Genomic DNA, 26061 nt, shown 5'->3' on the forward strand with positions numbered 1-26061 from the left:
GTAACCCGCACCCCTGCGCGGGCCCCGGCTTCTTAATCGATTCTTGACCCGTTCGCCAAGTGGTGGAAGTCTCGTCAGGGCAGTCAGGGACGCGCATGCCCGCACGCTAGGGTTGCCGCGAGCCCGCAAGTCACGGCCGGGACTCCCGGCCGATCCTCAGAGGAGTGGCAGCAGTGACCGTTCGCGTAGGTGTCAACGGCTTCGGCCGCATCGGCCGCAACTTCTTCCGCGCCGTGCAGGCCAGCGGCCACGACATCGAGGTCGTCGCGTTCAACGACCTCGGCGACGTCGCGACCATGGCCCACCTGCTGAAGTACGACTCCATCCTGGGCCGGTTCCCGGGTGAGGTCAGCGTCAGCGACGAGGGCATCGTCGTCGACGGCAAGACCATCAAGGCCCTCGCCGAGCGCGACCCGGCCAACCTGCCCTGGGGCGACCTGGGCGTCGACGTCGTCCTGGAGTCGACCGGCTTCTTCACCAACGCCGACGCCGCCAAGGCGCACATCGCCGGCGGTGCCAAGAAGGTCATCATCTCCGCGCCCGCGAAGGGCGAGGACCTGACCATCGTGCTCGGCGTCAACGACGACAAGTACGACGGCTCGCAGGTCATCATCTCCAACGCCTCCTGCACCACCAACTGCCTCGGCCCGCTGGCCAAGGTCCTCAACGACGCGTTCGGCATCGAGCAGGGCCTGATGACCACGGTCCACGCCTACACGCAGGACCAGAACCTGCAGGACGCCCCGCACAAGGACCTGCGCCGCGCCCGCGCCGCCGCCCTGAGCGTCGTCCCGACCTCGACCGGCGCCGCCAAGGCCATCGGCCTGGTCCTGCCGGAGCTGCAGGGCAAGCTGGACGGCTACGCGCTGCGCGTCCCGGTCCCGACCGGCTCGGCCACCGACCTCACCGTGACGCTGTCGAAGAGCGCCACCATCGAGGAGATCAACGCCGCGTACAAGGCCGCCGCCGACGGCCCGCTCGCCGGCATCCTGCGCTACTCGGACGACCCGATCGTGTCGGCGGACATCGTCACCGACCCGGCGTCCTGCATCTACGACGCGCCGCTGACCAAGGTCATCGGCAACCAGGTCAAGGTCGTCGGCTGGTACGACAACGAGTGGGGCTACTCCAACCGCCTCGCCGACCTGGTCAAGCTCGTCGGTTCGAAGCTCGCCTGAGCCCGATGAGCGTCAAGAACCTCGACGACCTGCTGGGCGAGGGCGTTCAGGGCCGCTACGTGCTGGTGCGCAGCGACCTGAACGTCCCGCTCGACGGGGACCGGATCACCGACGACGGCCGGGTCCGCGCGGCCCTGCCGACGATCAAGAAGCTCGCCGACGCGGGCGCGAAGGTCGTCGTCACCGCGCACCTCGGCCGCCCGAAGGGCGAGCCGGACCCGAAGTACACCCTCGCGCCCGTCGCGAAGCGGCTGTCCGAGCTGCTCGGCGCCGAGGTCGCGCTGGCCGGTGACCTGGTCGGCGAGTCCGCGAAGGCACTGACCGGCGGCCTGGCCGACGGCGGTGTCGTCCTGCTGGAGAACGTGCGCTTCGACGCGCGCGAGACCAGCAAGGACGCCGTGGACCGCTCCGAGCTGGCCGCCGAGCTGGGCGCGCTCGTCCCGGGCGGCGCGTTCGTCTCCGACGGCTTCGGCGTCGTCCACCGCAAGCAGGCCTCGGTCTACGAGGTCGCGTCGGTCCTGCCGGCGTACGCGGGCGGCCTGGTGCTGGCCGAGCTGGACGTGCTGAAGAAGCTGACCGACGACGTGCAGCGGCCGTACGTGGTCGTGCTCGGCGGCGCGAAGGTGTCCGACAAGCTCGGCGTCATCGCGAACCTGCTGACGAAGGTCGACCGGCTGATCGTCGGCGGCGGCATGGCGTACACCTTCCTCAAGGCCCAGGGCCACGAGGTCGGCCAGTCGCTGCTGCAGGCCGACCAGCTCGACCAGGTCAAGGGCTTTCTCGCCGAGGCGGAGAAGCGCGGCGTCGAACTGGTGCTTCCGGTCGACGTCCTGGCGGCGACGGAGTTCGCGGCCGACGCCGAAAACGAGGCCGTCGACGCCACGGCGATCCCGGCCGACCGCCAGGGCCTCGACATCGGCCCGCGCAGCCGTGAGCTGTTCGCGAGCAAGCTCGCCGACGCGCGGACGGTGTTCTGGAACGGCCCGATGGGCGTGTTCGAGTTCGAGGCCTTCTCCGGCGGCACCCGGGCCGTCGCCGAGGCGCTCGTGAAGAGCGACGCGTTCACCGTGGTCGGCGGCGGCGACTCGGCGGCCGCGGTGCGGCAGCTGGGCCTGCCCGAGGACGGCTTCTCGCACATCTCCACCGGCGGCGGTGCCTCCCTCGAGTACCTCGAGGGCAAGGAACTGCCGGGCGTCGTGGCACTGGAGGGACAGAACTAGTGGCACGCAAGCCGTTCATTGCCGGCAACTGGAAGATGAACCTGAACCACCTCGAGGCGATCGCGCTGGTGCAGAAGATCGCGTTCGCGCTGCCGGAGAAGTACTACGCGAAGGTCGACGTGGCGGTGCTGCCGCCGTTCACCGACATCCGCAGCGTGCAGACCCTGGTCGACGGCGACAAGCTGTCGCTGACCTACGGCGCGCAGGACCTCGCGCCGCAGGACTCGGGCGCCTACACGGGTGACATCTCGGGCCCGATGCTGGCCAAGCTGGGCTGCAAGTTCGTCGCGGTCGGCCACTCGGAGCGGCGCGAGTACCACGCCGAGTCCGACGAGCTGGTCAACAAGAAGGTCAAGGCCGCGCTCAAGCACGGCATCACGCCGATCCTCTGCATCGGGGAGAAGCTCGAGGTCCGCGAGGCCGGCGAGCACATCCACCACACCACGACGCAGCTGATCGAGGGCCTGAAGGGCCTCAAGGCCGAGCAGGTCAAGGACGTGGTGGTCGCGTACGAGCCGGTCTGGGCGATCGGCACCGGCAAGGTCGCGTCGTCCGCGGACGCCGAAGAGGTCTGCAAGGCCATCCGGGCGACCCTGCAGGAGAAGTACGGCGACGAGGTCGCTTCGTCCGTCCGGGTGCTCTACGGGGGGTCGGTGAAGTCGGGCAACATCAGCGAGCTGGTGGGCTGCGAGAACATCGACGGTGCCCTGGTCGGCGGAGCGAGCCTCGACGGCGAGGAGTTCACGAAACTCTGCGCACTCGCTGCGGGCGGGCCGCTGCCCTGATCGAGGCCACGACCGGGTAGCCTGTGTATCCGGTCCGTCACACAGCAGTGGACGAGTCCAGGGGTACGGTGGTGGTCGGAAACGACCATGCCGTACCCCTGCATTCTCCTAGAGCCCAGAGGATGACATGAAGCTGTTCCTGCAAATCCTGTTGATCGTCTCCAGCGTCCTGCTGGTGGTCGCCGTGCTGCTGCACCGTGGCCGGGGCGGTGGCCTGTCGTCGCTGTTCGGCGGTGGGATGCAGTCGAGCCTGGCCGGGTCGAGCGTGGCCGAGAAGAACCTCGACCGGATCACCCTGCTGCTGGGCGCGGTCTGGCTGATCAGCATCGTGGGCCTGGGTCTGCTGCTCAAGGTGTGAGGCGTCCGGCGCCCCGCCGTCGATCGCGACCGGGTCACGGCGGCAGGGCGCAGCGATTCGGCGTGCCTATTGGGGGGCGCGCCGCCGATTCCTAGGTGTGAGGATTCATGGTTGGCGGTAACGCGATTCGAGGCACCCGGGTGGGTGCCGGTCCTACGGGCGAATCGGAACGGGGTGAATCGGCGCCGAGGCGCCGCGTAGCTTACTGGTGTGCCAACGGGCACGAGGCCCGCCCGTCGTTCGCGCTCGACGCGGAGATCCCGGACGAGTGGGACTGCCCCCGCTGCGGTCTCCCCGGCGGGCAGGACGAGAAGAACCCGCCGGCCGCACCGCGGACCGAGCCGTACAAGACGCACCTGGCGTACGTGAAGGAGCGGCGCAGCGACGCCGACGGCGAGGCCATCCTGGCCGAAGCCCTCGAGCGCCTGCGCCAGCGCCGGGAGATCATCTAGCTTCGGCGGCCGAAGCCACCCCGGGACACCTCGGGGTGGCTTTTCGTGCGTTCCGGGCCTGAGCAGCCCCCGTTTCCACGCTATCGGCGGCCACTGACAGTTTCCCCGCGAGGAAAGCCGCGAACGGCGGATTCCGGTCCGCACAGCCCGGAATCCGCCGTTCGCGGCTTCGTCGAATCCGAAATCGTCGTACCCCGCCCCTAGAATGGTGACCGGGGGCCGGTGGCCGCCCTCAGCGGTCCAGCGGATACCGGGCCCGCACGCGGAACCCGCCGTCCTTCATCCCGGACGTCTCGAAGCTCCCGCCCAGCAGGCGGGCGCGTTCGGCCAGGCCGGTCAGGCCGTGGCCGCCCGAGGGCAGCGCCTCCGCCGGCCGGCTCGCGCGCTCGTTGCGGACTTCGATCTTGAGCGCGCCGTGCTCACCCTGGATGCGGATCGTCGCCGTCGCGCCCGGGGCGTGCTTGTGGACGTTCGTCAAGCACTCCTGCACCGTCCGGTACGCCGCGGCCGACACCTGGTTCGGCAGCGCCTCCGGCAGGTGCTCCACCGACAGGTGCACCGGAACCTCCGACGTCCGGATCAGCCGGTCGAGGTCGTTGATGCCCGGGCGCGGGCCGTCGTCGTCCGCGTCCGCGCGGAGCACGCTCAGCAGGGAGCGCAGCTCTTCCAGGGTCCGCTTAGACAGCGTCCGGATGACCTGCGCCGTCTCCTGCGCCCGGTCGTCGCTCGACTGGGCCTGCAGCGCGCCGGCCTGCATCGCGATCAGCGTGATCTGGTGCGAGACGACGTCGTGCATCTCGCGCGCCAGCCGGGCGCGCTCCTCGGCGCGGACGGCGTCGGCGTGGAAGCGGCGCTCGCGGTCGCGGCTCGTGGCCAGCTCGGCGAGCTTGTTCGCGACCTCGGCCCGCGCGCCGATGAGCAGGCCGATCGCGATCGGCATGCCGGCGACGAGGACGCCGTAGATGCCGTCGAGGATGTGTTCGCGCCAGCTGAGCTCGGCGAAGTCCTCCAGGGGCCACTGGACGAACCGGCAGCACCACACCAGCGCCGCGCCGACCCACGTCTGCCAGTGCAGCTGGCGGCGGGTCGCGAGCATGCCGAGGGTGATCATGGACGCGAGCTGCGCCCAGCCGGCGAGGAAGCCGGGGACCGCGACGAGCACGGCGAGGAACGGGAACTTCCGGCGGAACACCACCGCGAGGCAGGCGGCGCCGGAGAGCCAGATCGAGTAGGGCTGCGCCTTCTCGGGGATCACCAGCCACACGTCGAGCACGGCCAGGATGACCGCGGCCGCGTCGATGGCGAACGTGACCACAGCGGGGCGCGGCACCGAGCCGAACAGACGCAGCCCGCGCTTGCGCGCCCGCTCGGCGGCCGACGGCCCCGAGCCGGCGATCGAGATGCCTGGAATCGAGAGTCCCTCTGTACTCATCGCTGGCGACCCCATTCGTCTTGTGGACTTGGTGGTGAGATGCGCTCAGGGCCCGATCGGGACGCGTAGCGGCCGACAAATGTGCGGATGCTAACGAGGTCGCGTACGAAGACGGTAAGTTTCACCCGTTGTCGGAGTTTCGGCGTCCGAATTCCGCAGTCGGCTGCTCCGTCTGGGGGAGAAGGACGCAAGGGTGCTACCAAGAGTGGGAGTACTGCTCCGTACTGTGCACCGAGACGACCACATCGTGGGAATCATGTTACCCACGTGTGGTCGCCCGGCAAGGGGTCATCAGGCCGCCATGGACCGGAGGTCGTCGCTGAGCAGGTCGTGCAGGCCGGAGGCGCACGCCTTCGCCGTCTCGATCGACCGCGGCAGCATCCCGGCCTCGTAGGCGCGGACGGCCTCCCCGGCGCTCGGCGCGGTGGCCAGCGCGGTGGCGAGCTCGGTGCCGTCCAGCAGCGCGAGGTTCGCGCCGACGCCCAGCGGCGGCATCAGGTGCGCCGCGTCGCCGAGCAGCGTGAGCCCGGGGGTGTGGGTCCAGGCGTGCGGCACCGGCAGGACCTGCAGCGGCCGGTGCGTGAAGCCGCCGTCGGCGTCGTGCAGGAAGGCGAGCACGCTGGGGTGCCAGCCGGCGTAGCGCTCCAGCAGGTTCGCGCGCACCGCCGCCGTGTCGGCGAAGTCGAGCCCGGTGGCCCAGTCTTCGGGTGCGTAGAAGGTCGCGTAGCAGCGGATGTGGCCGGTGCTGGTGCGCTGCGCGACGAGTGCCTTGCCGTCGATCTTCGTCATCAGCGTGCCCTGGCCGGTGAGCGAGGCCAGGTCCGGGTGGCGGCGGTCGGCGTCGTCGAGTCCGAACTCGACGAACGTGACACCGCTGTACTCGGGCCGGACCCCGGTGAGCGCACGGCGGGCGCGGGACCACGCGCCGTCCGCGCCGACGATCAGCTCGAAGTCCTGGCCCGTGCCGTCGGCGAAGGTCAGGCGGCCGGGGGTGACTTCGGCGATCGGGCGTCCCCATCGGACGGTGCCGGGCGCCAGGGAATCGAGGAGAAGGCCGCGGAGCTGGCCGCGGTCGATCTCGGGGCGGAAGTCGTCGCCTTCGGCGGGGACCTCGTCCATGACGACGTCGCCGGTGCGCGGGTCGACGGCCCGCATCTGCTGCCCTTCGGGGCGGGCCAGCGTGCGAAAAGGTTCGTAGAGCCGTGCGGTGCGCAGGGCGACCTGGCCGGTGTCGCCGTGGAGGTCGAGCGTGCCGCCCTGGGGGCGGGCGCCGGCCGAGGGTTCCTGTTCGAAGACGGTGACGTCGATGCCGTGGAGCTGCAGGACGCGGGCACAGGCGAGCCCGCCGAGGCCGGCGCCGACGATCGCGATGGAGTTCATGGCTTCCCCCTGGAAGTCCGGTGCCCCCGGCTGGTCCGGCGGCCTGGCCTCAGAAAAGCACAGTGACTCAAAAAGTGCAACCACTCAACTTTTGAAGTGAGTCCACTATCACGTAGGGTGGGTGCATGACCGAAGTGATCGGACGCCGCGAGCGCAAGAAGGCGCAGACCCGGCAGGCGCTGGCCGACGCGGCGCTGGAGCTGTTCCTGGCGCGCGGCTACGACGAGGTCGGGGTCAAGGAGGTGGCGGACGCGGCCGACGTCTCGGTGACGACGTTGTTCAAGTACTTCCCGAGCAAGGAAGCGCTGCTGTTCGACCAGGACGACGACATCGAGGCGGGCCTGGTCCGGGCGGTCCGCGGCCGGCCGCCGGGGCTTTCGATCGTGGACGCGCTGCGCGAGCACATGCTGCGCGACAGCGCGGACGGCGGTCCGAGCGACGAGTTCATCCGGCTGATCGAGAGCACCCCGGTCCTGCGCGACTACGCCCGCCGCATGTGGATGCGCCACGAGACGGCCCTGGCCCGGGCGATCGCGGAGGAGACGGACGCCCCGGAGAACGACGTGAAGTGCGCGGCCCTGGCGAGGTTCGCGCTGGCCTCACGGGAGCTGATCCTGGCGGCGGAGAACCCGCGCCGAGCGGCGGAGGAGATCTTCGGCTGCCTCGAACGCGGGTGGCGGGTTAAGTAGGACCCGCAACAGCTTGCCGACGACCTCGCGCCACGGAACGGGCACCCGGACCGGCGCCGGGGCACGGTGGCGCCTTCCCGCGGGCCGGCACTTCGTCGTCGGCCGTGCTCACCGACGACGAAGGCCCCCTCGGCGCGCGCCGAGGGGGCCTTCGTCGAACAACGCTCAAGCCGTAGGCGGCTGGTACACCTTCGTCAGCTTCCCCGCCGCGGCCCGGTCCAGCAGCCACAGCGTCCGCCGGTGCCCGCGAGCCCCGGCCACCGGCAGCTGGACCTCGCCGGCCCCCGACAACGCCAACGCCACCGCGTCCGCCTTCGCCGCCCCGGCCGTCATCAGCCACACGTCCCGGGCCCGCCGGATCGCCGGCAGCGTCAGCGAAATCCGCGTCGGCGGCGGCTTGGGGCAGTTGCGCACCGCCACCACCGACCGCTCGGTCTCGTACACCGCCGGCGACTCCGGGAACACCGACGCCGTGTGCCCTTCGCCGCCCAGACCCAGCAGCATGATGTCGAACGACGGCACGTCGCCGTGGTCCTCCGGGCCGGCCTGGGACGCCAGCACGTCGGCGTAGGCCGAAGCCGCCGCGTCGACGTCGTCGCCGAACTCGCCGTCCGACGGCGCCATCACGTGGACCCTCTTCGGGTCCAGCGGGACGTGGTCCAGCAGCGCCTCGCGGGCCTGCTTCTCGTTCCGCTCGTCCGAATCCGCCGGGACGAACCGTTCGTCGCCCCAGTAGATGTCCAGGCGGGACCAGTCGATCGCATCGCGGGCCGAGGACGCCCGCAGCTCCGACAGCACCGCGATGCCCGTGCCGCCGCCGGTCAGCACCAGCGATGCCGAACCCTTGGCCGCCTGGACGTCCACCAGCCGCGTCACCAGCCTGGCGGCCGCCGCGGCCGCCAGGAGGTCCTGGTTCGCGTAGACGACTACTTCCGTCTTGCTCATTTCTTCGAACCGGAAGCAGCAGCCGCCGCGGCGGGCGAAGTGACGTCGGCCTTCGCCGGCGCCCCCGTCTTGCCGTTGGTCCCGGACGTGATCTTGCCCAGGCCGTGCAGCGACGTCTCGTACACCTCGTCCGGGTCCAGGCGCCGCAGCTCCTCGATCAGGCAGTCCTGGTTGTCCCGGCGCTGCAGGGCGATCCGGCGGGTCGGCTGGCCCGGCTGGGTCAGCGTGCCGACGCGGCCGTCCGGCCGGTGCAGCTCCACCGGACCCGACCGGCGGTTCAGGGTCACCGAGATGATCCCGGCCGCGCCGGTGCTCTTGACCCGCTTCACCGGCACCTTGAGGTACTCGGCCAGCCAGCCGGCCAGCAGCTCGGTCGACGGCGAGTCGGCCTCACCGGTCACCGTCGCGCCCGTGACCTTCTCGAACGGCGGCAGGTCCAGCGCCGACACCAGCTGCGCCCGCCAGCGGGTGAGCCGGGTCCACGCCAGGTCGGTGTCGCCCGCCGTGTACGCCTTCGCGCGCGTCGTCAGCGCCCGCACCGGGTTCTTCTCCGCGGCCGAGTCGGTGATCCGGCGCTGGGCCAGCTCGCCCAGCGGGTCCTTCGCCGGGTCCTTCGGACCGGCCCCGGGCCACCAGCAGACGATCGGCGCGTCCGGCAGCAGCAGCGGCACCACCGCGCTCTGGCCCTGCGACGCCAGCGGGCCGTAGAGCCGCAGCACGATGACCTCGCTCGCGCCGGCGTCGCCGCCGACCCGGATCTGGCCGTCGATGCGCGGGGCCGCCGTGCGGGCGCCCTTGGCCACCACGATCACCCGCGACGGGTGTTCGCGGCTCGCGCCGTTGGCCGCCTCGATGGCCTCTTCGAGCTTGGCGTCGTCGTCGGCCACGATCACCAGCGTCAGGACGCGCCCCAGCGCGACCTGCCCACCCTGTTCGCGGATCTCCACCAGCTTCTTGTTGAGTGCCGAAGTCGTGGTGGACGGCAGGTCGATGATCACGGGCGCCTCCATTTCCGGCCGGTGCGCTCCAGCATTTCGTCGGCGGACGGCGGACCCCACGTGCCCGGCGGGTACTGCTCCGGCGCGCCTTCCTTCGCCCAGTGCGCCAGGATCGGGTCGAGGATCTTCCAGGACAGCTCGACCTCTTCGTTCACCGGGAACAGCGACGGCTCGCCGAGCAGCACGTCGAGGATCAGGCGTTCGTAGGCCTCCGGGGAGGACTCGGTGAACGCGTGCCCGTAGCCGAAGTCCATCGTGACGTCGCGGACCTCCATCGTGGTCCCCGGCACCTTCGAGCCGAACCGCAGCGTGATGCCCTCGTCCGGCTGAACCCGGATGACCAGGGCGTTCTGCCCCAGCTCCTCGGTCGAGGTCGAGTCGAACGGCAGGTGCGGCGCCCGCTTGAACACGACGGCGATCTCGGTGACGCGGCGGCCGAGCCGCTTGCCGGTGCGCAGGTAGAACGGCACCCCGGCCCAGCGGCGGCTCTGCACCTCGAGGGTGACCGCCGCGTAGGTCTCGGTCTTCGAGTCCTTCGCGAAGCCCTCTTCCTGCAGCAGGCCCGGCACCTTCGTGCCGCCCTGCCAGCCGCCCGCGTACTGGCCGCGCGCGGTCGTCTTGTCCAGCGGCCCGAGCGGCTTGGTCCCCGAGAGGACCTTGATCTTCTCGGCGCGCAGGGCCCGCGGGTCGAACGACAGCGGCTCCTCCATCGCCGTGAAGGCCAGCAGCTGCAGCAGGTGGTTCTGGATGACGTCCCGGGCGGCGCCGATGCCGTCGTAGTACCCCGCGCGGCCGCCGAGGCCGATGTCCTCGGCCATGGTGATCTGCACGTGGTCGACGAAGTTGGCGTTCCAGATCGGCTCGAACAGCTGGTTCGCGAAGCGCAGCGCCAGGATGTTCTGCACCGTCTCCTTGCCGAGGTAGTGGTCGATGCGGAACACCGACTCCTCGGGGAAGACGTCGTTGACGATCGCGTTCAGCTCTTCGGCGCTCTTGAGGTCGTGGCCGAAGGGCTTCTCGATGACGACGCGCCGCCAGGTCTTCTCGTCGGCGTTGGCCAGCCCGGAGCGGGCCAGCTGCTTGGTCACCACCGGGAAGGCGCCGGGCGGGATCGACAGGTAGAACGCGGTGTTGCCGCCGGTGCCGCGTTCCTGGTCGAGGTCCTTGACCGTCTGCGCGAGCCGGTCGAAGGCGTCGTCGTCGTCGAAGGTGCCCTGGACGAACCGGATGCCTTCGGCGAGCCGGTTCCACACCGACTCCTTGAACGGCGTCCGCGCGTGCTCCTTGACCGAGTCGTGCACGAGCTCGCCGAAGTCCTGGTGCTCCCAGTCGCGCCGGGCGAACCCGACGAGCGAGAAGCCCGCGGGCAGCAGCCCGCGGTTGGCCAGGTCGTAGATGGCGGGCATCAGCTTCTTGCGGGCGAGGTCGCCGGTGACGCCGAAGATCACCAGGCTGGACGGCCCGGCGATCCGCGGGAGCCGCTTGTCCCGCGGGTCGCGCAGCGGGTTGCTCCAGGTCATGCGTCCCCCTCCTGTACCGCGCGGACGACGGCCGCGAGGCCCGCGGCCCGGTCGGTCAGGTGCAGGCGCAGCACCGGGCGGCCGTGCTCGGCGAGCACCTGCCCGTCGCCCAGCGCCTGAGCGTGCTGCAGCTGCCCCAGCGTGTACGGCCGGTCCGGCACGTCGAGGTCCTGCTCGACCGCGCCGGTCAGCTGCAGGAACACGCCGTTCTGGTGGCCGCCCTTGTGGTACTGGCCGGTGGAGTGCAGGAACCGCGGGCCCCAGCCGAACGTCGTCTGCTTCCCGGTGCGCTTGGCGATCTCACCGCGCAGCAGGGACGTCGACGCGTCGTCGAGGCGGTCGAGGTAGGCCTGCACCGCGATGTAGCCCGCGTCCGGCGCCGAAGCGAAGAACGCGCGCAGCACGTCGGTCAGGCTGCCCTCGGTGGACACCCCGGCGGAACCGAAGATCTCGACCGGTCCGTCCACATTGGCCGGCTCCTCGCCGCCCTTCAGCTTCTCCGGGTCGTTCAGCAGCGCGCGCGCCGCCTTCTTCGCGGCTTCGACGTCGGGCTGGTCGAACGGGTTGATCCCGAGCAGCCGCCCGGCGAGCGCCGTGGCGAACTCCCAGAGCAGGAACTGCGCACCCAGCGAGCCGGTGACCGAAATCTTCGCCGCACCCTGCGGGCTGCCGACCGCGGTGGCCGTGGCGTCGGACTTCGCGTCGGCGAAACCGGGCGCCTCCGGGCCCTCGACCGCGACCGGCAGCAGGCCGGTGCCCTGCTTGCCGGTGGACTCCGCGATCAGCTGCTCCGCCCAGTCCGGGAAGCCCTTGATGCCCGAACCGGTGTCGGCCAGCACGACCTTCTCCGCGCCCGCCTCGTGCGCGGCGGCCCACGCGGCGGCCAGCTTGACCGCCGGGTTGGCCGCGTCGTCGGTGGCGAGCTCGTCGGCCGCCGAAGCGGCCTGGTCGAGCAGCCGGGCGACGTCCGCGCCGGCCAGGCCGGCCGGGACGAGCCCGAACGCGGTCAGCGCCGAGTAGCGGCCGCCGACGTGCGGGTCGGCGAGGAAGGTCTTGCGGTAACCCTCCTTTTCGGACAGTTCCTGGAACGGCGAGCCCGGGTCGGTGACGACCACGATCCGCCGGGCCGCGTCGATCCCCGCGTCGGCGAACGCCTTCGCGAAGATCCGCCGGTGGCTGTCGGTCTCGACGGTGCCGCCCGACTTCGACGACACCACGATCACCGTGCGCTCGAGGTCGCCGGCGAGCGCGTCGGCGACCTGACCCGGGTCGGTGGTGTCGAGGACGGTCAGCGCGACCCCGTCGGTCGCGGTGATCACCTCCGGCGCCAGCGACGAACCGCCCATGCCGGCCAGCACGACGCGGTCGACGCCCTCACTCCGCAGCTCGGTCCGCAGTGCCTCGATCTCGCCGATCAGCGGCCGCGACGACTTGTGCAGCGTCGTCCACGACAGCCGGATCGACGCCTCGGATTCGGCGTCCGGCCCCCAGAGCGTCGCGTCCTGCGCCGCCAGCTTCGACGCAGCCTGGTCCTTGACCAGCTGCTCGGCCAGCGGCGCGGCGCGCTCCGCCAGTGCGGCGTCCACGATCTCGACGCCGGTCTTCTCAGCAGTCGTCATGTCGTGCTTCAGCCCTTCGCCTTCTCGAGCTGCCCGTTCACGGTCTCCAGAAGCTCGGTCCACGACTTCTCGAACTTCTCGACGCCCTCGTTCTCCAGCGTCAGGAAGACGTCGCGGATGTCGATGCCGACGGCTTCGAGCTTGTCGAAGACCTCCTGCGCCTCGGCGCCGCGGCCGGTCACCTGGTCACCCTTGAGCTGGGAGTGCTCCGCGACGGCGTCGAGGGTCTTTTCCGGCATCGTGTTGACGGTGTCCTTCACCACGAGGTCGTCGACGTACAGCGTGGGGGAGTAGTCCGGGTTCTTCACGCCGGTCGAGGCCCACAGCGGGCGCTGCGCGTTGGCGCCGTCGGCCGCGAGGGCCTTCCAACGGTCCGAAGCGAACAGCTCCTCGAAGGCCGCGTAGGCGAGCCGCGCGTTGGCGACGGCCGCCTTGCCGCGCAGGGCCAAGGCTTCGTCGGTGCCGATGGCCTCCAGGCGCTTGTCGATCTCGGTGTCCACACGGGACACGAAGAACGACGCGACCGAGTGGATACCCTTCAGGTCGTGGCCGTTGGCCTTCGCCTGCTCCAGCCCGGCGAAGAAGGCCTCGATGACCTTCTTGTAGCGCTCGACGGAGAAGATCAGCGTGACGTTGACGCTGATGCCCTCGGCCAGCGTCTTCGTGATGGCCGGCAGGCCCTCTTCGGTGGCCGGGATCTTGATCAGCACGTTCGGCCGGTCCACGGTCTTCCACAGGTCCTGCGCCTCGACCACCGTCTTGTCGGTGTCCTTGGCCAGCCGCGGGTCGACCTCGATGGAGACGCGGCCGTCGACGCCGTTCGTGGCGGTGTAGACGTCGCGGAACAGGTCCGCGGCGTTGCGCACGTCGGTCGTGGTCAGGTCCCGGATGGTCGCCTCGACGTCGGCGCCCTGGGCGGCCAGTTCGCGGGTCCGCTCGTCGTAGGCGTCGCCCTTCGACATCGCGTTGGCGAAGATCGTCGGGTTGGTCGTCACGCCCACGACGTGCTTGTCGCGCACGAGCGCGGCGAGGTTGCCGGTGTTCAGGCGTTCACGCGAAAGGTCGTCGAGCCAGATCGAAACACCGGCTGCGGACAGCTGCGCGAGCTTGTCGTTGCTCATTTGCTGCGTCATCCCCTTCAGGAATTCTGGGTGTTCTGGATCGAGCGGCGCGCGGCCTCGACGACTGCCTCCGCGGTGAAACCGAACTCACGGAACAGTGTGGCGGCATCGGCGGAGGCGCCGAAGTGCTCGATCGAAACATTCACCCCGGCGTCACCGGTGAAGCGGTGCCACGACTGGGCGATGCCCGCCTCGACGGACACGCGGGCCTTCACACCGGCCGGGATGACGGACTCGCGGTAGGCCGCGTCCTGCGCGTCGAACCACTCGACGCACGGCATGGACACGACACGCGCCTTGACGCCGTCGGCGTCCAGGGTCTTCTTCGCCTCGACCGCGAGCTGGACCTCGGAGCCGGTGGCGATCAGCACGACGTCCGGGGTGCCGTCGCTGTCGGCCAGGACGTACCCGCCCTTGGCGACGCCCTCGGCGCTGGTGCCTTCGAGCACCGGCACGTTCTGGCGGGTCAGCGCCAGGCCGGACGGGTGGTGGATGTCCTCCAGGACCGCCTTCCACGCGTACGCCGTCTCGTTGGCGTCCGCCGGGCGGACGACGTTGAGGCCCGGGATCGCGCGCAGCGCGGAGAGCTGCTCGATCGGCTGGTGCGTCGGGCCGTCCTCGCCGAGGCCGATCGAGTCGTGCGTCCAGACGTAGGTGACCGGCGCCTTCATCAGCGCGGCCAGCCGGACCGGCGGGCGCATGTAGTCGGAGAAGATGAGGAACGTCGCGCCGTACGGACGGGTGCCGCCGTGCAGCGCGATCCCGTTGAGGATCGAGCCCATGGCGTGCTCGCGGACGCCGAAGTGCAGCGTCCGGCCGTAGGGGTTGGCCTGCCACATGTCGGTGGCGGCCTTCTCGGGACCGAACGAGTCGGCGCCCTTCATCGTCGTGTTGTTGCTCTCGGCCAGGTCGGCCGAGCCGCCCCACAGCTCCGGCAGCGGCTCGGCGAGGGCGTTGAGCACCTCACCGGAGGCCTTGCGGGTGGCAATGCCCTTGGCGTCCGGCTCCCACTTCGGCAGGTTGTCGGCGAAGCCCTCGGGCAACGTGCGGGTGGCCATCCGGTCACCGATCTTCTTGCGCTCCGGGTTGGCCTTGCCCCAGGCCTCGTACTTCTCCTGCCACTCGGCGTGCGCGGCCTTGCCCCGCTCCAGCGCCTGGCGGGTGTGCTTGAGCACGTCGTCCTCGACCTGGAACGACTGCTCCGGGTCGAAGCCGAGGATCTCCTTGACCGCGGCGACCTCTTCGGCGCCCAGCGCGGCGCCGTGCGCCTTGCCGGTACCCATCTTCTTCGGGGCCGGGTAGCCGATGACGGTCCGCAGCGCGATGAACGACGGCCGCTGCGTCTCGGCCTTGGCGGCCTTGATGGCCTCCTCGATCGCGACGACGTCCTCGCCGCCCTCGACGACCTGGGTGTGCCACCCGTAGGCCTCGTAGCGCTTCACGGTGTCCTCGGACAGCGCGATGTTGGTGTCGTCCTCGATCGAGATCTTGTTGTCGTCGTAGAAGACGATCAGGTTGCCCAGCTCCTGGCGGCCCGCGATGGACGAGGCCTCGGAGGTGACGCCCTCTTCGATGTCGCCGTCGGAGGCGATCACGTAGATGTGGTGGTCGAAGATGCTCTCGCCGGGCGCGGCGTCCGGGTCGAGCAGGCCGCGCTCGCGGCGGGCGGCCATCGCCATGCCCACGGCGTTGGCCAGGCCCTGGCCGAGCGGGCCGGTGGTGGTCTCGACGCCGTCGGTGTGGCGGTACTCCGGGTGACCCGGGGTCTTGGAGCCCCACTTGCGCAGCTGCTTGAGGTCCTCGAGCTCGAGGCCGTAGCCGGCGAGGAACAGCTGGATGTAGAGCGTCAGGCTCGAGTGCCCGGCCGAGAGCACGAACCGGTCGCGGCCCGGCCAGTGCTGGTCGCTCGGGTCGTGACGCAGCGTGCGCTGGAAGAGCGTGTAGGCCAGCGGCGCCAGGCTCATCGCGGTGCCGGGGTGGCCACTGCCACAGTTTTCGACCGCGTCGGCGGCCAGCACCCGGACGGTGTCCACGGCGCGGGTGTCGGTCTCGGTCCAGTCGGCGGGCACGTTGCGCCGGAGGAGTGGGTTGTTCTCGCTGGTAGTGGCGGTTTCGGACACTGAACTCCAACTCCCGGTCATGATGGTTGCGGCTGGTCTTCCTCGTTCCGGTTACCCGTGCGCGCGGCTACCTATCTCAATCGATCCCGAAGGGACGATATTCCTGCTCGCGGCCATGCGCAGGGGCAATCGCGGCCCGTCGCGGCCAGCCTAGTGCTTCGGGGAGTCGAGGACCCGCGATCACCCACGGGATTCACCACGTCTAACATCGTTCGAGGGTTCAGTAGGGCTGGTTCTTCGGCTACCCGGACTGGTCCCGCCCGAACCTGACGCAGGGAGTGAAATGTCGTTGGTGAACGCTGCGCACGGACGCAGTGACGACACCAGCGCCGTGCACCCGACCGGTGACCGACCGCACGGTGAGCGGCGAAGCCTCCGCCGGGTCGTCGGCGCCTACGCCGCGCTCGCGAAGCCGCGGGTGATCGAGCTCCTCCTGGTGACCACCATCCCGGCGATGTTCCTCGCCGGCCGTCAGATCCCCTCGCCGTGGCTGGTGCTGGCCACGCTGGTCGGCGGGACGATGGCCGCGGGCAGCGCGAACGCGCTCAACTGCGTGATCGACGCGGACATCGACAAGGTGATGAACCGCACGAAGCGCCGCCCGCTGGTGAAGGACTCGGTGCCCCGCCGCGGCGCGCTGATCTTCGGCCTGGTCATGGGCGTCGCGTCGGCGGCCGTGCTGTACCTCACGGTGAACCTGCTGTCGGCGATCCTCGCGGTCGCGACGATCCTCTTCTACATCTTCGTCTACACGCTCGGCCTGAAGCGGCGCACGTCACAGAACGTGGTCTGGGGCGGCGCGGCGGGCTGCATGCCGGTGGTCATCGGCTGGGCCGCGGTCACCGGCACCGTGCAGTGGCCGGCGTTCGTGATGTTCGGCGTCATCTTCTTCTGGACGCCCCCGCACACGTGGGCGCTGGGCATGAAGTACCGCGACGACTACGAGCGCGCCGGCGTCCCGATGCTGCCGGTGGTCGCCACCGCCCAGCACGTCGCCCGCCAGATCGTCATCTATTCGTGGGTGATGGTGGCGTGGACGCTGCTGCTGCTCCCGGTGACGTCGTGGCTGTACGGCACGTTCGCGATCCTCGCGGGCGGCTGGTTCCTCTTCTACGCCCACAGCCTCCAGGCGGCGGTCCGGCGCGGGGAAGAGACCAAGCCGATGGCGCTGTTCCACCGGTCGAACACCTACCTGATGATCGTGTTCGTGGCCTTGGCGGTCGACTCCGCCATCGGGCTGCCCACGCTCGGCCTGCCGTTCTGAGCCCGGCGGAGTTCTTCGCCGACGTCATCGAGTCCGGCACCGTCCTCGGCGCCGACCGCACGTGGTCGCCCGAGCGGGTGGCCGAGCTGCTCGGCGACGACTACGGTGACAACCCTTTCCAGCGCGCCTTGGTGCGCGACCACGGCATGGTCGAGTTCTTCTGGGAGCGGGTCCGGGGGCGCTGGGAAGGCACCCACTTCTCGGTCCAGGCCCACCGGCTCCGCTACGCCGAGCCCGAGCTGGTGAACCGGGTGATCCGCGACCGCTACGGCGCCTTCCCCGGCCTGGTGACGTTCGACGAGGTCAGCGCGGTGCTCGCGGACCGGGGTGTGCCGCTGCGGGAGGTCCCCTACCCGGCGGAGGCGGGCGAGCTGCGCGCGTACTGGCAGCCGGACGCGCACATCGTGGTCTCCGTCGTCGAGGGCTCGTACTACGGCCGGGCCGGCGACCTCCACCGGGTCGCGAGTTCGCGCACCGGAATCCCGTGAGCACCCCGATGCTCAAGAAGATCGGGGTCGGCGTGGTCGCGGTCGCCGTGTTCGGGCTCCTGGCCCTCCTAGGCCGCGGCAGGGTGCAGCTCGACACAAACCAGCTCCTCGGCACCGGCTGCGCGATCCCGTCCCGCATCACCGCGGTGCGCGGCCCGGCACCCGACGGCGGTGCCGTCCGCGTGGCCGAACAGGGACCGGGTGCCGCGGTGCTGGAGAACACCGGCACCCTCGTCGCCTACCGGGTCCCGGTCACGTCCGGCACCCGGACCGTCGAAGTGCCGCTGCTCACCCCGGGCCAGCGCGTCGGCGTCGTGCTCGACCGGCCCACGGTCGGCCCGGCGGTCTGGCTCGCTCCCGAGGCCGTGGGCGGCTTCACCCCGGTGACCGCCACGGTCGTGCCCGGCGGGATCCGCTACACCTCGGCCAACTGCCGGGCGCTCACCAGCCACGGTGCCGCCGCCCTGTTCCGTGGACCGGACGGTCGGATCACCGGTGGTGACCAGCTGCCCCCGGAAAGCGTGTCCTGCGCACCGGGGGACCGGGTGCTGCCCCTCGCTCTGCCGCCCGGCAGCGAGGTCTCCCCGTACTGCGCTCTCGGGGCGGAATGATCGCGCGGCGGGCGCCGTTAAACTCTGTTGGCTCTTTTCCTTGAGGCGAAAGCAGGATCTTTGTCTTCGGACGACTTCTCCGCCGAGCTCGGTCGCGAGCAGGCGTACGTCACCACCCTCTACGCGAAGCTCGACGCCGAGCGCGTCGACGCCCAGCGCCGCCTCGACGAAACCCTGCGGCAGACCGGCGGCACGCCGCAGGCCCGCACCGAGCGCGACGTCGCCACGACCCTCTACACCGACCGGCTCGCCCAGCTCGGCTCCGTCGAGCAGGGCCTCGCCTTCGGGCGGCTGGACTTCGTCCCCGAGAGCGCCGAGGAAACCACCTACATCGGCCGCCTCGGGCTGTTCGACGAAGACGACGACTACAAGCCGCTGCTGGTCGACTGGCGGGCACCGGTCGCGCGCCCCTTCTACCTCGCCACCGCGGCGTCACCCGAAGGGGTGCGCCGCCGGCGGCACCTGCGGTCGCTGACCCGCAAGGTCACCGGCTTCGACGACGAGATCCTCGACCTCACCGCCGCCGACCAGGGCCAGGACCTCGGCCTGGCCGGCGAGGCCGCGTTGCTCGCCGCGCTCGAGCAGCGGCGCACCGGCGAGATGAGCGACATCGTCGCCACCATCCAGGCCGAGCAGGACCGCATCATCCGCGCCCCGCTCGGCGGCGTCATGGTCGTGCAGGGCGGCCCCGGCACCGGCAAGACCGCCGTCGCGCTGCACCGCGCCGCCTACCTGCTTTACACGCACCGCCAGCAGCTCACCACGCGCGGCGTCCTGGTCGTCGGGCCGAACAGCACGTTCCTGCGCTACATCGGCCAGGTGCTGCCGTCGCTCGGCGAGACCGGGGTGCTGCTCGCCACCATCGGGCAGCTCTACCCCGGCCTGGACGCCGACGGCGTCGAGTCCCGCGAGACGGCCGAGGTCAAGGGCCGGCTGGTGCTGGCCGACGTGCTCGCCAACGCCGTGCGCGACCGCCAGCGCGTGCCCGAGCCGGTCATGGAGATCGAGTACGAGCACGACGTGCTGCGGCTGGACCGCAAGACGTGCACCGACGCCCGCACCCGCGCCCGCCGCTCGCGGCGGCCGCACAACCCGGCTCGGCGCCTGTTCGTCTCCGACGTCCTCGACGCGCTGACCCGCCAGGCCGCCCGGAAGCTGGGGGAGGACCTCCTCGACGGGCAGGACCTCGCCGACATCCGCGCCGAGCTGGCCGCGGACGAAAACGTCGCCGCGGCGCTGGACTCGCTGTGGCCCGTGCTGACCCCGGAAGGCGTGCTCGACGACCTGTTCGCCGACCGCGAACGGCTCGACAGCGCGGCCCGGAAGCTGCTGTCCCCCGAAGACCGGGCGCTGCTGGAAAGCGGCCGGGACGGGCGCTGGACGCCGGCCGACGTGCCGCTGCTCGACGAGCTGGCCGAGCTGATCGGCGTCGACGACACCGAGGCCCGCGTCGAGCGCAAACGCCGTGAGCGCGAGGACCGCGCGTACGCCGAGGGCGTGCTCGACATCCTCGAACAGGACGAGGAGATCATCGACGAGGAGCTGCTGCGCGTCTCCGACGTCCTCGACGCCGAGCTGTTCGCCGAGCGCCAGGTGGCGCGCAGCGAGCTGACCGCCGCCCAGCGCGCGGCGCAGGACCGGACGTGGACGTTCGGGCACGTCATCGTCGACGAGGCCCAGGAGCTGTCGGCGATGGACTGGCGGCTGCTCATGCGCCGCTCGCCGAACCGCTCGATGACGCTGGTCGGCGACGTCGCCCAGACCGGCGCGGACGGCGGCGCGCGGTCGTGGGACGAGGTGCTCTCGCCGTACGTCGAGAACCGGTGGCGGCTGGAAGAGCTGACCGTGAACTACCGCACGCCCGCCGAGATCATGGCGGTCGCGGCGCGGGTCCTGGCGGAGGTTTCCCCGGGGCTGGCGGCGCCGTCTTCGGTGCGGGAGACCGGAGTGCCGCCGTGGTCGGCGCGTCCGGCTTCCCTGTCCGCGGAGCTGCCCGGCCTCGTCGCGCGCGAGCTGTCCGAAGTGGACGGTGGCACGGTGGCCGTCCTGGTGCCGGGCGGCCGTTTCGACTTGATCTCGGCGCTTCTCGCGTCGCACGACGAGCGGTTGAGCGTGCTGACGGTCGAGCGGTCGAAGGGCCTGGAGTTCGACTCGGTGGTGCTGGTCGCGCCGGACGAGGTCGTCGCGGGGTCGCCGCGCGGGCTCAACGACCTCTACGTGGCGCTCACGCGGGCTACGCGGCGGCTCGGCGTGGTCGCCACGGGTGACGACGTCCCGGCACTCTCCGTGCTTGGCTAGGGTGCCTCGCATGCAGAAGATCGGGAAGATCGTGGTCGTCGCCGCGGCGGCGCTGTCGCTGGCCGCGTGCGGACAGCAGGCCAAAACCGAAACGGCCGCCCCGGCGGGACCGTCGGTGCCGCCGTCGTCGGACGCCGCCCAGGCGACCCAGAGCAAGGGCCGCGAGTGCACCGCGGAGGACATCAAGACGACGGGCAAGTTCGGCGAGAAGCCGGCGATCACCATCCCCGACGACTGCGACCCGCCCAAGAAGCTGATCACCAAGGACCTGTCCGAGGGCACCGGCGGCGCGGCGAAGGCCGGCCAGCAGCTGAAGATGAACTACCTGCTGGTGACGTGGTCGGACAAGAAGGTCCTGGACAACTCCTACGACCGCGGCGAGACGTTCGACCTCAACCTCGGCGCGGGCGAGGTCATCCCGGGCTGGGACCAGGGCCTGGCGGGCATCAAGCAGGGCGGCCGCCGGCTGCTGATCATCCCGCCGGACCTGGCGTACGGCCAGGGCGGCCGCGGCATCCAGCCGAACGAGACGCTCGTCTTCGTCACCGATGCCGTGGCGGTGCCCGCCGCCTGACGTCGTGGAGGCCACCTCGCGACAGGTGGCCTCCACCGCGGTCACGGGATGAGCAGGAGCTTGCCGGTCGTGCGGCGGCCCTGCAGGTCCTCGTGGGCCTTGCGGGCGTCGGCCAGCGGGTACTTGCCGCCGATCCGGACGGTCAGCTCACCCGCCTGGATCGCGTCGAACAGCTCCTTCGACCGCCAGTCGATCTCCTCGCGCGTGCGCGTGTAGTGCGCGGACGTCGGGCGGGTCAGGTACAGCGAGCCGCCCGAGTTGAGGCGCTGCGGGTCGAGCGGCGGCACCGGGCCGCTGGACGCGCCGAACAGCGCCAGCAGGCCGCGGATCTTGAGGCTGGCCAGGCTGCCGTCGACGGTGTCCTTGCCGACGCCGTCGTAGACGACGTCGACGCCTTCGCCGTTCGTCAGCTCGCGGGTCAGCTTGGCGAAGTCGTCGCGGTCGTAGCGGATCACCTCGTCGGCGCCGGCTTCGCGGGCGAGCTTCTCCTTCTCCTCGGTCGACACCGTGCCGATCACGCGGGCGCCGCGCGCCTTCGCCAGCTGGACGAGCAGCAGGCCTACCCCGCCGGCGGCCGCGTGCACCAGCACGTCGTGGCCCGGCTTCACCTCGAACGTCGAGGCGACCAGGTAGTGCGCGGTCATGCCCTGCAGCATCGTCGCGGCCGCCGTCTCCAGCGAGACCCCTTCGGGAACCTTCACGGCCATCGACGCCGGGACGAGCTTGCGCGCCGCGTAGCTGCCGAGCGAGCCCTGCCAGGCGACGCGGTCACCGGCCTCGAAGCCGGTACCGGCCCCGGCTTCGACGACCGTGCCCGCGCCCTCGAGGCCGAGGACGAACGGCAGGTCGATCGGGTAGATTCCCTGCCGCTGGTAGGTGTCGATGTAGTTGACGCCGGCCGCGGCGACGTCGACCAGCAGTTCGCCGGCCTGCGGGGCCGCGACGTCCACTTCGGCCGCTTCGAGCACTTCCGGGCCGCCGGTCTTCGTCACCTGCACTGCGGTGGGCATGCGTCCTCCTCGGGTCGGGTTCTCCCGGTAGCAACTATGGCCGACGCCACGCTGTTCCGCGTTCCGGCTCTCCTTTGGTTATGGTTCGGGACGTGGCTGAAACTTCTGAGACCGTGGTGGCGCCGACCAGCGCGCAGCTGGGCGCGGCGCGCAAGTTCGTGAAGGCGCACGGCAAGCCGTCCCGCGCGGTGGTGGAGAACATCGGCCGCGCGGGCGCGCGCGTGGTGCTGGTCGGAGCCGACGGAGCGCTCGGCGACGTGGTGGTGCCTTCTTCGGCGACGGGCGAGGCGCTGATCGAGGCGGTCGAGGACCTTTCGTCGGCCGAGTGGGACGCGGAGACGGTCAAGCAGGCGAAGATCGGCCCGGCGCACCGCCGCAAGATGGCGGGCCGGTGACCCGCAGCGCGATCCTGGTCGGCTGCGCGGAACTCCCTTCGGGTGACGGCGACGACGACGCCGTGGTGCCCGCGCTGACCTCGCTGGGCTTTTCGGTGTCGTGGGCGGCCTGGGACTCTTCGGTCGACTTCTCTTCGGCGGATGCGGTGATCCTGCGCGCGACGTGGGATTACGCGGAGCGCCGGGCGGAGTTCCTGTCGTGGTGCGAGTCGGTGCCGTCGCTGATCAACTCGGCCGACGTGGTGCGGTGGAACACGGACAAGTCGTACCTGGCGGAGCTGCTCGACGCGGGTCTGCCGGTGGTGCCCACTTCGCTGGTCGCGCCGGGCGAGCCGGCTCGTTTCCCCTCGTCGGACTTCGTGGTGAAGCCCTCGGTGGGAGCGGGCTCCCGCGGCGCGGCCCGGTTCCCGGCGGGTGCCGACGCCTCGGCGCACCTTTCGTCGTTGCACGCCGAAGGCCACACGGCGCTGATCCAGCCGTACCAGTCCAGTGTGGACACCTCGGGCGAGCTGGCCCTGGTGTACCTGGGCGGTATCTATTCGCACGCGTTCTCGAAGAGCGCGATGCTGGGGTCCACAATGGATGCCTCGGGGCTGTACCTGTCCGAGTCGCTGGCCCCGGCTTCCCCGCCCGCCGACGCGGTGGCGCTGGCCGAGGACGTCCTGGACGCGGCTTCGGCGTTGCTGGGAATCCTGCGGGCGGAGTTGCTGTACGCGCGGGTGGACCTGGTCCGCGGCACGGACGGCAAGCCGTTGCTGCTGGAGCTGGAGCTGACGGAGCCGTCGCTGGGCTTCCGCCAGACGGACCCGGCCGCGCCGACGCGGTTCGCGTCGGCGGTGCGGCAGCAGCTGGCGTAGTCATCGGACTGCGGCCAGCGCGAGAGCGACGATGGCGCCGATGGCTGTCACGGCCAGTGAGCCGGTGAGCAGGTAGAGCCCGCCGATCCCGCTGAGGCCGACTTTGATCAGTTCCCGCAGGCCGCGGCTCCGCTTGCTTGTCCTTTCGTCGGTCACTGTGCTACCCCTTTATCGGTGTACTAGTACGCCCCAGGCAATGGTGACCGCAGGTGAGCCCCACCGGAAATGATCTTTTGTTTTCGGGACGGATTTCTCTTCGTCGCCGCGCTTTTCATCGTTGTCGGGAATTGTCGATCTTCGTCGGGGTAGCGGAGGGCGTCATGACCATCGGGATGGCCGGCGAGCCGGTTGACGGGGCGGCTTCGCCCGCGGAAGTCGAAGCCGCGCTGCGCTGGCTGGCGAAACGCAAAGACGGCGAGCCGCTTCACTTCCTCCGCGACGCGATCGAGAGCCCCGCGGGCGAGCCGGCGGTCGTGCTCCGTTCCTTGGTAGCACCGGCGGCGTCGTTGCCGGCCGACACGCGCGCGTTCGCTGTGTGGGGCCTGCTGGTCGACGAGATCGGCGCGGCCGCGAATTCCCGCCGCCGCCACACCTTGATGGCGGCGTTCCGCGTCCCGCCGGCACCGGGCGGAACCGCGTGGAAAGCCACGCTGGGCGACCGGTTCCGGCAGTTGATGCTGCTCCCTGGCGTCTTCGGCGATCCGCCCCCGACCACCGCCACGCCGATGCACCAGGCCTGGAGGTGGTCGCTCACGGCGTTGGCAGCCTCGCTGGCGGAGCAGCTGGCGGGCGGTCCGGACTGGCCGGCCTACATCGACATCGGCCGGGCGGCAGTGGAAGCCAGGGACGAGCGCGTCGGGTGGCGAGCCAGGGCGGCGTCAAAGGGGGCGCAGCCGGTGTTCGTGGAGCGCATGCTCGTCACGGCGGTGATGCACCGCCGAACGATTTGGCGCCGCATCACCGAACGCGACATCATCGCCTGCGAGGACGGCGTCGACGGCTACGACACGCACGCGGCGATCGGCTGGGAACACGACCCGGCGGACCTGCCGGTGACGGCCTTGTGGGGGTGCCGGGTGGTCGCTTCACCCTGGGAGCACCCGGGCGACCCGATTCAGGCGCGTTTGAGCTTTCGCCGGACGCTGCGGAAGGGCGAGCGCTACACGTTCGTTTCCGAGGCGCTCGACGGGCAGTTCGACGAGGAACGCAAGTGGCTCAACGTCGACATCGACCACCACGGCATCGCGCCTGGCGGACTGACGATCCAGCTGACCTTCGACGCGAAGCACCTGCCTGAGGCGTGCTGGTGGTACGCGGAACAGCTGGAATACGAACGTACCCGGCAACCACTGGATGGTGACCCGCACCTGCTTCCGGTCGGGGACGGTTTCGTCCGGCACACCTTTGCTGACGGGTGCCATCCGCGGGAGGATTACGGTATCGCGTTTAAATGGAAATCCTCGTGACCGATGTGGTTCGCACCGGCCACGAGATCATTTCCCGTTCGGTAGCCTAGTTGCCGGTGTTTCCGCCACCGCCGCCGCCCGCGACGACAGTGGTGGCGGTGTCAGCCGGCTCCTGGCCGCTCGACGTGGGGGCGATCACCCAAATCGCGGCGAGGATCAGGGTGCCGGCGACGATGATCCGCCGGATCCGTCCGCGCCCGTCGTTGGTGCTGTGCTTGCCCATGAGGCTCCTTCGGTCAGAGGGAATTTGGCTCACCGTAAGGAGAACTGGGCGCCACGATCGAGCGAGTCATATCTCTTTCGTGGCGTTACGGGCGTACTAAGCTCGACCGCTTGGCAGCCAACCGATCAGCCCGCGGCCACCGGACATCGGTCGCCCACCCGAGCTGTTCGAACGTTCGGATCACCCGAGCCGAAACGTCCACCTGACCCCGCAACACCCCATGCCGAGCGCAGGTCGGATCGGCGTGATGAGAGTTGTGCCAGGACTCGCCCATCGACAACAACGCCAGCGGCCAAAAGTTGGCGGCGCGGTCACGGGAAGCGAACGGCCGTTCCCCGATCAGGTGACAAATCGAATTCACCGACCAGGACACGTGGTGCAGGAAAGCGATCCGGACCAGCCCCGCCCAGAAGAACGCCGTCACGACACCCCACCACGACCACGACAGCAACCCGCCCAACAGAGCCGGGAGCACCAGGCTCAGCGTGATCCACAGCCAGAAGTACCGGTTCACCACCCGCAGATCCCGATCCGCCACCAAATCCGGCGCGAACCGGTCCGCGTTGGTCACCTCGCGCGAAAACATCCACCCCATGTGCGCGTGCCAGAAGCCGCGCAGCAGCGCCGACGGGGACGTCCCGAACAGCCATGGCGAGTGCGGGTCACCCTCGCGGTCCGCGAACGCGTGGTGCCGGCGGTGGCTGGCCACCCAGAAGATCACCGACCCCTGGACCGCCATGCTGCCCGCGATCGCCAACCCCACGCGCAGCGGCCGCGACGCCTTGAACGCCCCGTGGGTGAAGTAGCGGTGGTAACCGACCGTCACGCCCAGCGTCGCGAACACGTAGAACGCCGCCGCGAGGATCAGGTCGATCCACGTCATTCCCCAGCCCCACACCAGCGGGACCGCGACGAGGAGTGCCGCGAACGGCACCAGCAGGAACGTCTTCAGCACCAGCATCTCGCCGGTGCCCCGGCGGTGGGAGATGAGCGGCTTGGGCGCGGAGCGCGTCGTCATGGCCGGACCGTAACCGCACCGAGTTACGGTCGCGTGTCCG

26 protein-coding genes are annotated in these 26061 nt (G+C 70.6%); 14 read left to right on the plus strand and 12 right to left on the minus strand.

Annotated elements, in window-relative coordinates; translation table 11 throughout:
* Positions 1-173 precede the first annotated feature (173 nt).
* The 5 genes from gap (at position 174) to ACWEVP_RS17400 (ending at position 3993) form a co-directional block, all read left to right on the plus strand.
* Positions 174-1178 (plus strand): type I glyceraldehyde-3-phosphate dehydrogenase, encoded by a 1005-nt coding sequence (gene gap, locus ACWEVP_RS17380; protein ID WP_452063535.1) that lies wholly within the window; start codon positions 174-176, stop codon positions 1176-1178.
* Between the two features lie 5 nt (positions 1179-1183).
* Complete coding sequence (locus ACWEVP_RS17385; RefSeq protein WP_452063536.1) at positions 1184-2398, plus strand: phosphoglycerate kinase; 1215 nt, start codon at positions 1184-1186, stop codon at positions 2396-2398.
* Complete coding sequence (tpiA, locus tag ACWEVP_RS17390) at positions 2398-3183, plus strand: triose-phosphate isomerase (RefSeq protein WP_452063537.1); 786 nt, start codon at positions 2398-2400, stop codon at positions 3181-3183. The genes ACWEVP_RS17385 and tpiA overlap by 1 nt, the downstream gene beginning before the upstream one ends.
* Before the next feature lie 127 nt (positions 3184-3310).
* Positions 3311-3541, plus strand: coding sequence for a preprotein translocase subunit SecG (gene secG, locus ACWEVP_RS17395; RefSeq protein WP_003071471.1), 231 nt, complete (start codon positions 3311-3313; stop codon positions 3539-3541).
* Positions 3542-3648: 107 nt separating this feature from the next.
* Positions 3649-3993 (plus strand): RNA polymerase-binding protein RbpA, encoded by a 345-nt coding sequence (locus ACWEVP_RS17400; protein WP_364446706.1) that lies wholly within the window; start codon positions 3649-3651, stop codon positions 3991-3993.
* 232 nt (positions 3994-4225) lie between these two features.
* Here ACWEVP_RS17400 and ACWEVP_RS17405 read toward each other — a convergent pair whose 3' ends face one another.
* Entirely contained in the window at positions 4226-5425 is a 1200-nt protein-coding gene (locus ACWEVP_RS17405) for a sensor histidine kinase (protein ID WP_452063538.1), read from the minus strand.
* Positions 5426-5716: 291 nt separating this feature from the next.
* Complete coding sequence (locus tag ACWEVP_RS17410) at positions 5717-6805, minus strand: FAD-dependent oxidoreductase (RefSeq protein ID WP_452063539.1); 1089 nt, start codon at positions 6803-6805, stop codon at positions 5717-5719.
* 125 nt (positions 6806-6930) lie between these two features.
* Between ACWEVP_RS17410 and ACWEVP_RS17415 the strand changes: the two genes are divergently transcribed.
* Positions 6931-7494 (plus strand): TetR/AcrR family transcriptional regulator, encoded by a 564-nt coding sequence (locus tag ACWEVP_RS17415; RefSeq protein WP_452063540.1) that lies wholly within the window; start codon positions 6931-6933, stop codon positions 7492-7494.
* A 165-nt stretch (positions 7495-7659) separates the two neighbouring features.
* Here ACWEVP_RS17415 and pgl read toward each other — a convergent pair whose 3' ends face one another.
* Genes pgl through tkt form a run of 6 tightly spaced genes read right to left on the minus strand, consistent with a single transcriptional unit; the run spans position 7660 to position 15817 of the window.
* Positions 7660-8439: a 6-phosphogluconolactonase gene (pgl, locus tag ACWEVP_RS17420; RefSeq protein ID WP_452063541.1), complete on the minus strand. Its 780-nt coding sequence runs from the start codon at positions 8437-8439 to the stop codon at positions 7660-7662.
* Positions 8436-9437 carry a glucose-6-phosphate dehydrogenase assembly protein OpcA gene (gene opcA / locus ACWEVP_RS17425; protein WP_452063542.1) on the minus strand — a complete coding sequence of 334 codons (1002 nt, stop codon included), beginning with the start codon at positions 9435-9437 and terminating at the stop codon, positions 8436-8438. Before opcA ends, pgl begins: the two co-directional genes overlap by 4 nt.
* Positions 9434-10957 carry a glucose-6-phosphate dehydrogenase gene (zwf, locus tag ACWEVP_RS17430; RefSeq protein WP_452063543.1) on the minus strand — a complete coding sequence of 508 codons (1524 nt, stop codon included), beginning with the start codon at positions 10955-10957 and terminating at the stop codon, positions 9434-9436. Before zwf ends, opcA begins: the two co-directional genes overlap by 4 nt.
* Entirely contained in the window at positions 10954-12576 is a 1623-nt protein-coding gene (locus ACWEVP_RS17435) for a glucose-6-phosphate isomerase (protein ID WP_452063544.1), read from the minus strand. The genes zwf and ACWEVP_RS17435 overlap by 4 nt, the downstream gene beginning before the upstream one ends.
* Before the next feature lie 8 nt (positions 12577-12584).
* Entirely contained in the window at positions 12585-13697 is a 1113-nt protein-coding gene (tal, locus tag ACWEVP_RS17440; protein WP_452063545.1) for a transaldolase, read from the minus strand.
* A 17-nt stretch (positions 13698-13714) separates the two neighbouring features.
* Entirely contained in the window at positions 13715-15817 is a 2103-nt protein-coding gene (tkt, locus tag ACWEVP_RS17445; RefSeq protein ID WP_452063546.1) for a transketolase, read from the minus strand.
* 283 nt (positions 15818-16100) lie between these two features.
* Here tkt and ACWEVP_RS17450 point away from each other — a divergent pair, with 283 nt between their 5' ends.
* The 5 genes from ACWEVP_RS17450 to ACWEVP_RS17470 all read left to right on the plus strand — a co-directional run bounded on the left by ACWEVP_RS17450 (position 16101) and on the right by ACWEVP_RS17470 (position 21052).
* Positions 16101-17081: a heme o synthase gene (locus tag ACWEVP_RS17450; RefSeq protein ID WP_452063547.1), complete on the plus strand. Its 981-nt coding sequence runs from the start codon at positions 16101-16103 to the stop codon at positions 17079-17081.
* Positions 17082-17158: 77 nt separating this feature from the next.
* Positions 17159-17569: a hypothetical protein gene (locus ACWEVP_RS17455; RefSeq protein WP_452063548.1), complete on the plus strand. Its 411-nt coding sequence runs from the start codon at positions 17159-17161 to the stop codon at positions 17567-17569.
* Entirely contained in the window at positions 17566-18180 is a 615-nt protein-coding gene (locus ACWEVP_RS17460; RefSeq protein WP_452063549.1) for a hypothetical protein, read from the plus strand. Before ACWEVP_RS17455 ends, ACWEVP_RS17460 begins: the two co-directional genes overlap by 4 nt.
* Before the next feature lie 60 nt (positions 18181-18240).
* The gene (locus ACWEVP_RS17465; protein ID WP_452063550.1) at positions 18241-20478 is read left to right on the plus strand and encodes a HelD family protein; all 2238 of its coding nucleotides are present in this window, start codon (positions 18241-18243) and stop codon (positions 20476-20478) included.
* Positions 20479-20488: 10 nt separating this feature from the next.
* On the plus strand, positions 20489-21052 hold the full coding sequence (locus ACWEVP_RS17470; protein ID WP_452063551.1) for an FKBP-type peptidyl-prolyl cis-trans isomerase: 564 nt from the start codon (positions 20489-20491) through the stop codon (positions 21050-21052).
* A 41-nt stretch (positions 21053-21093) separates the two neighbouring features.
* On the opposite strand, the gene ACWEVP_RS17475 is transcribed toward ACWEVP_RS17470, so the two are convergent.
* A complete protein-coding gene (locus ACWEVP_RS17475) occupies positions 21094-22062 on the minus strand; it encodes a quinone oxidoreductase family protein (RefSeq protein WP_452063552.1) in 969 nt (322 codons plus the stop codon).
* Between the two features lie 80 nt (positions 22063-22142).
* Between ACWEVP_RS17475 and ACWEVP_RS17480 the strand changes: the two genes are divergently transcribed.
* Complete coding sequence (locus tag ACWEVP_RS17480; RefSeq protein WP_452063553.1) at positions 22143-22457, plus strand: hypothetical protein; 315 nt, start codon at positions 22143-22145, stop codon at positions 22455-22457.
* Positions 22454-23314, plus strand: a complete 861-nt coding sequence (locus tag ACWEVP_RS17485) for an ATP-grasp domain-containing protein (protein ID WP_452063554.1) — start codon at positions 22454-22456, stop codon at positions 23312-23314. The genes ACWEVP_RS17480 and ACWEVP_RS17485 overlap by 4 nt, the downstream gene beginning before the upstream one ends.
* Here the strand turns inward: ACWEVP_RS17485 and ACWEVP_RS17490 are convergent, their stop codons facing one another.
* Positions 23315-23470 (minus strand): hypothetical protein, encoded by a 156-nt coding sequence (locus tag ACWEVP_RS17490; RefSeq protein ID WP_452063555.1) that lies wholly within the window; start codon positions 23468-23470, stop codon positions 23315-23317.
* 53 nt (positions 23471-23523) lie between these two features.
* On the opposite strand from ACWEVP_RS17490, the gene ACWEVP_RS17495 reads away from it, so the two are divergent.
* Positions 23524-24780 carry a hypothetical protein gene (locus ACWEVP_RS17495; RefSeq protein WP_452063556.1) on the plus strand — a complete coding sequence of 419 codons (1257 nt, stop codon included), beginning with the start codon at positions 23524-23526 and terminating at the stop codon, positions 24778-24780.
* A gap of 46 nt (positions 24781-24826) precedes the next feature.
* On the opposite strand, the gene ACWEVP_RS17500 is transcribed toward ACWEVP_RS17495, so the two are convergent.
* Both ACWEVP_RS17500 and ACWEVP_RS17505 read right to left on the minus strand, forming a co-directional pair.
* A complete protein-coding gene (locus ACWEVP_RS17500) occupies positions 24827-25003 on the minus strand; it encodes a hypothetical protein (RefSeq protein WP_452063557.1) in 177 nt (58 codons plus the stop codon).
* Positions 25004-25088: 85 nt separating this feature from the next.
* The gene (locus ACWEVP_RS17505) at positions 25089-26021 is read right to left on the minus strand and encodes an acyl-CoA desaturase (RefSeq protein ID WP_452063558.1); all 933 of its coding nucleotides are present in this window, start codon (positions 26019-26021) and stop codon (positions 25089-25091) included.
* Positions 26022-26061: the final 40 nt, after the last annotated feature.

The organism is Amycolatopsis sp. NPDC003865 (assembly GCF_053605345.1).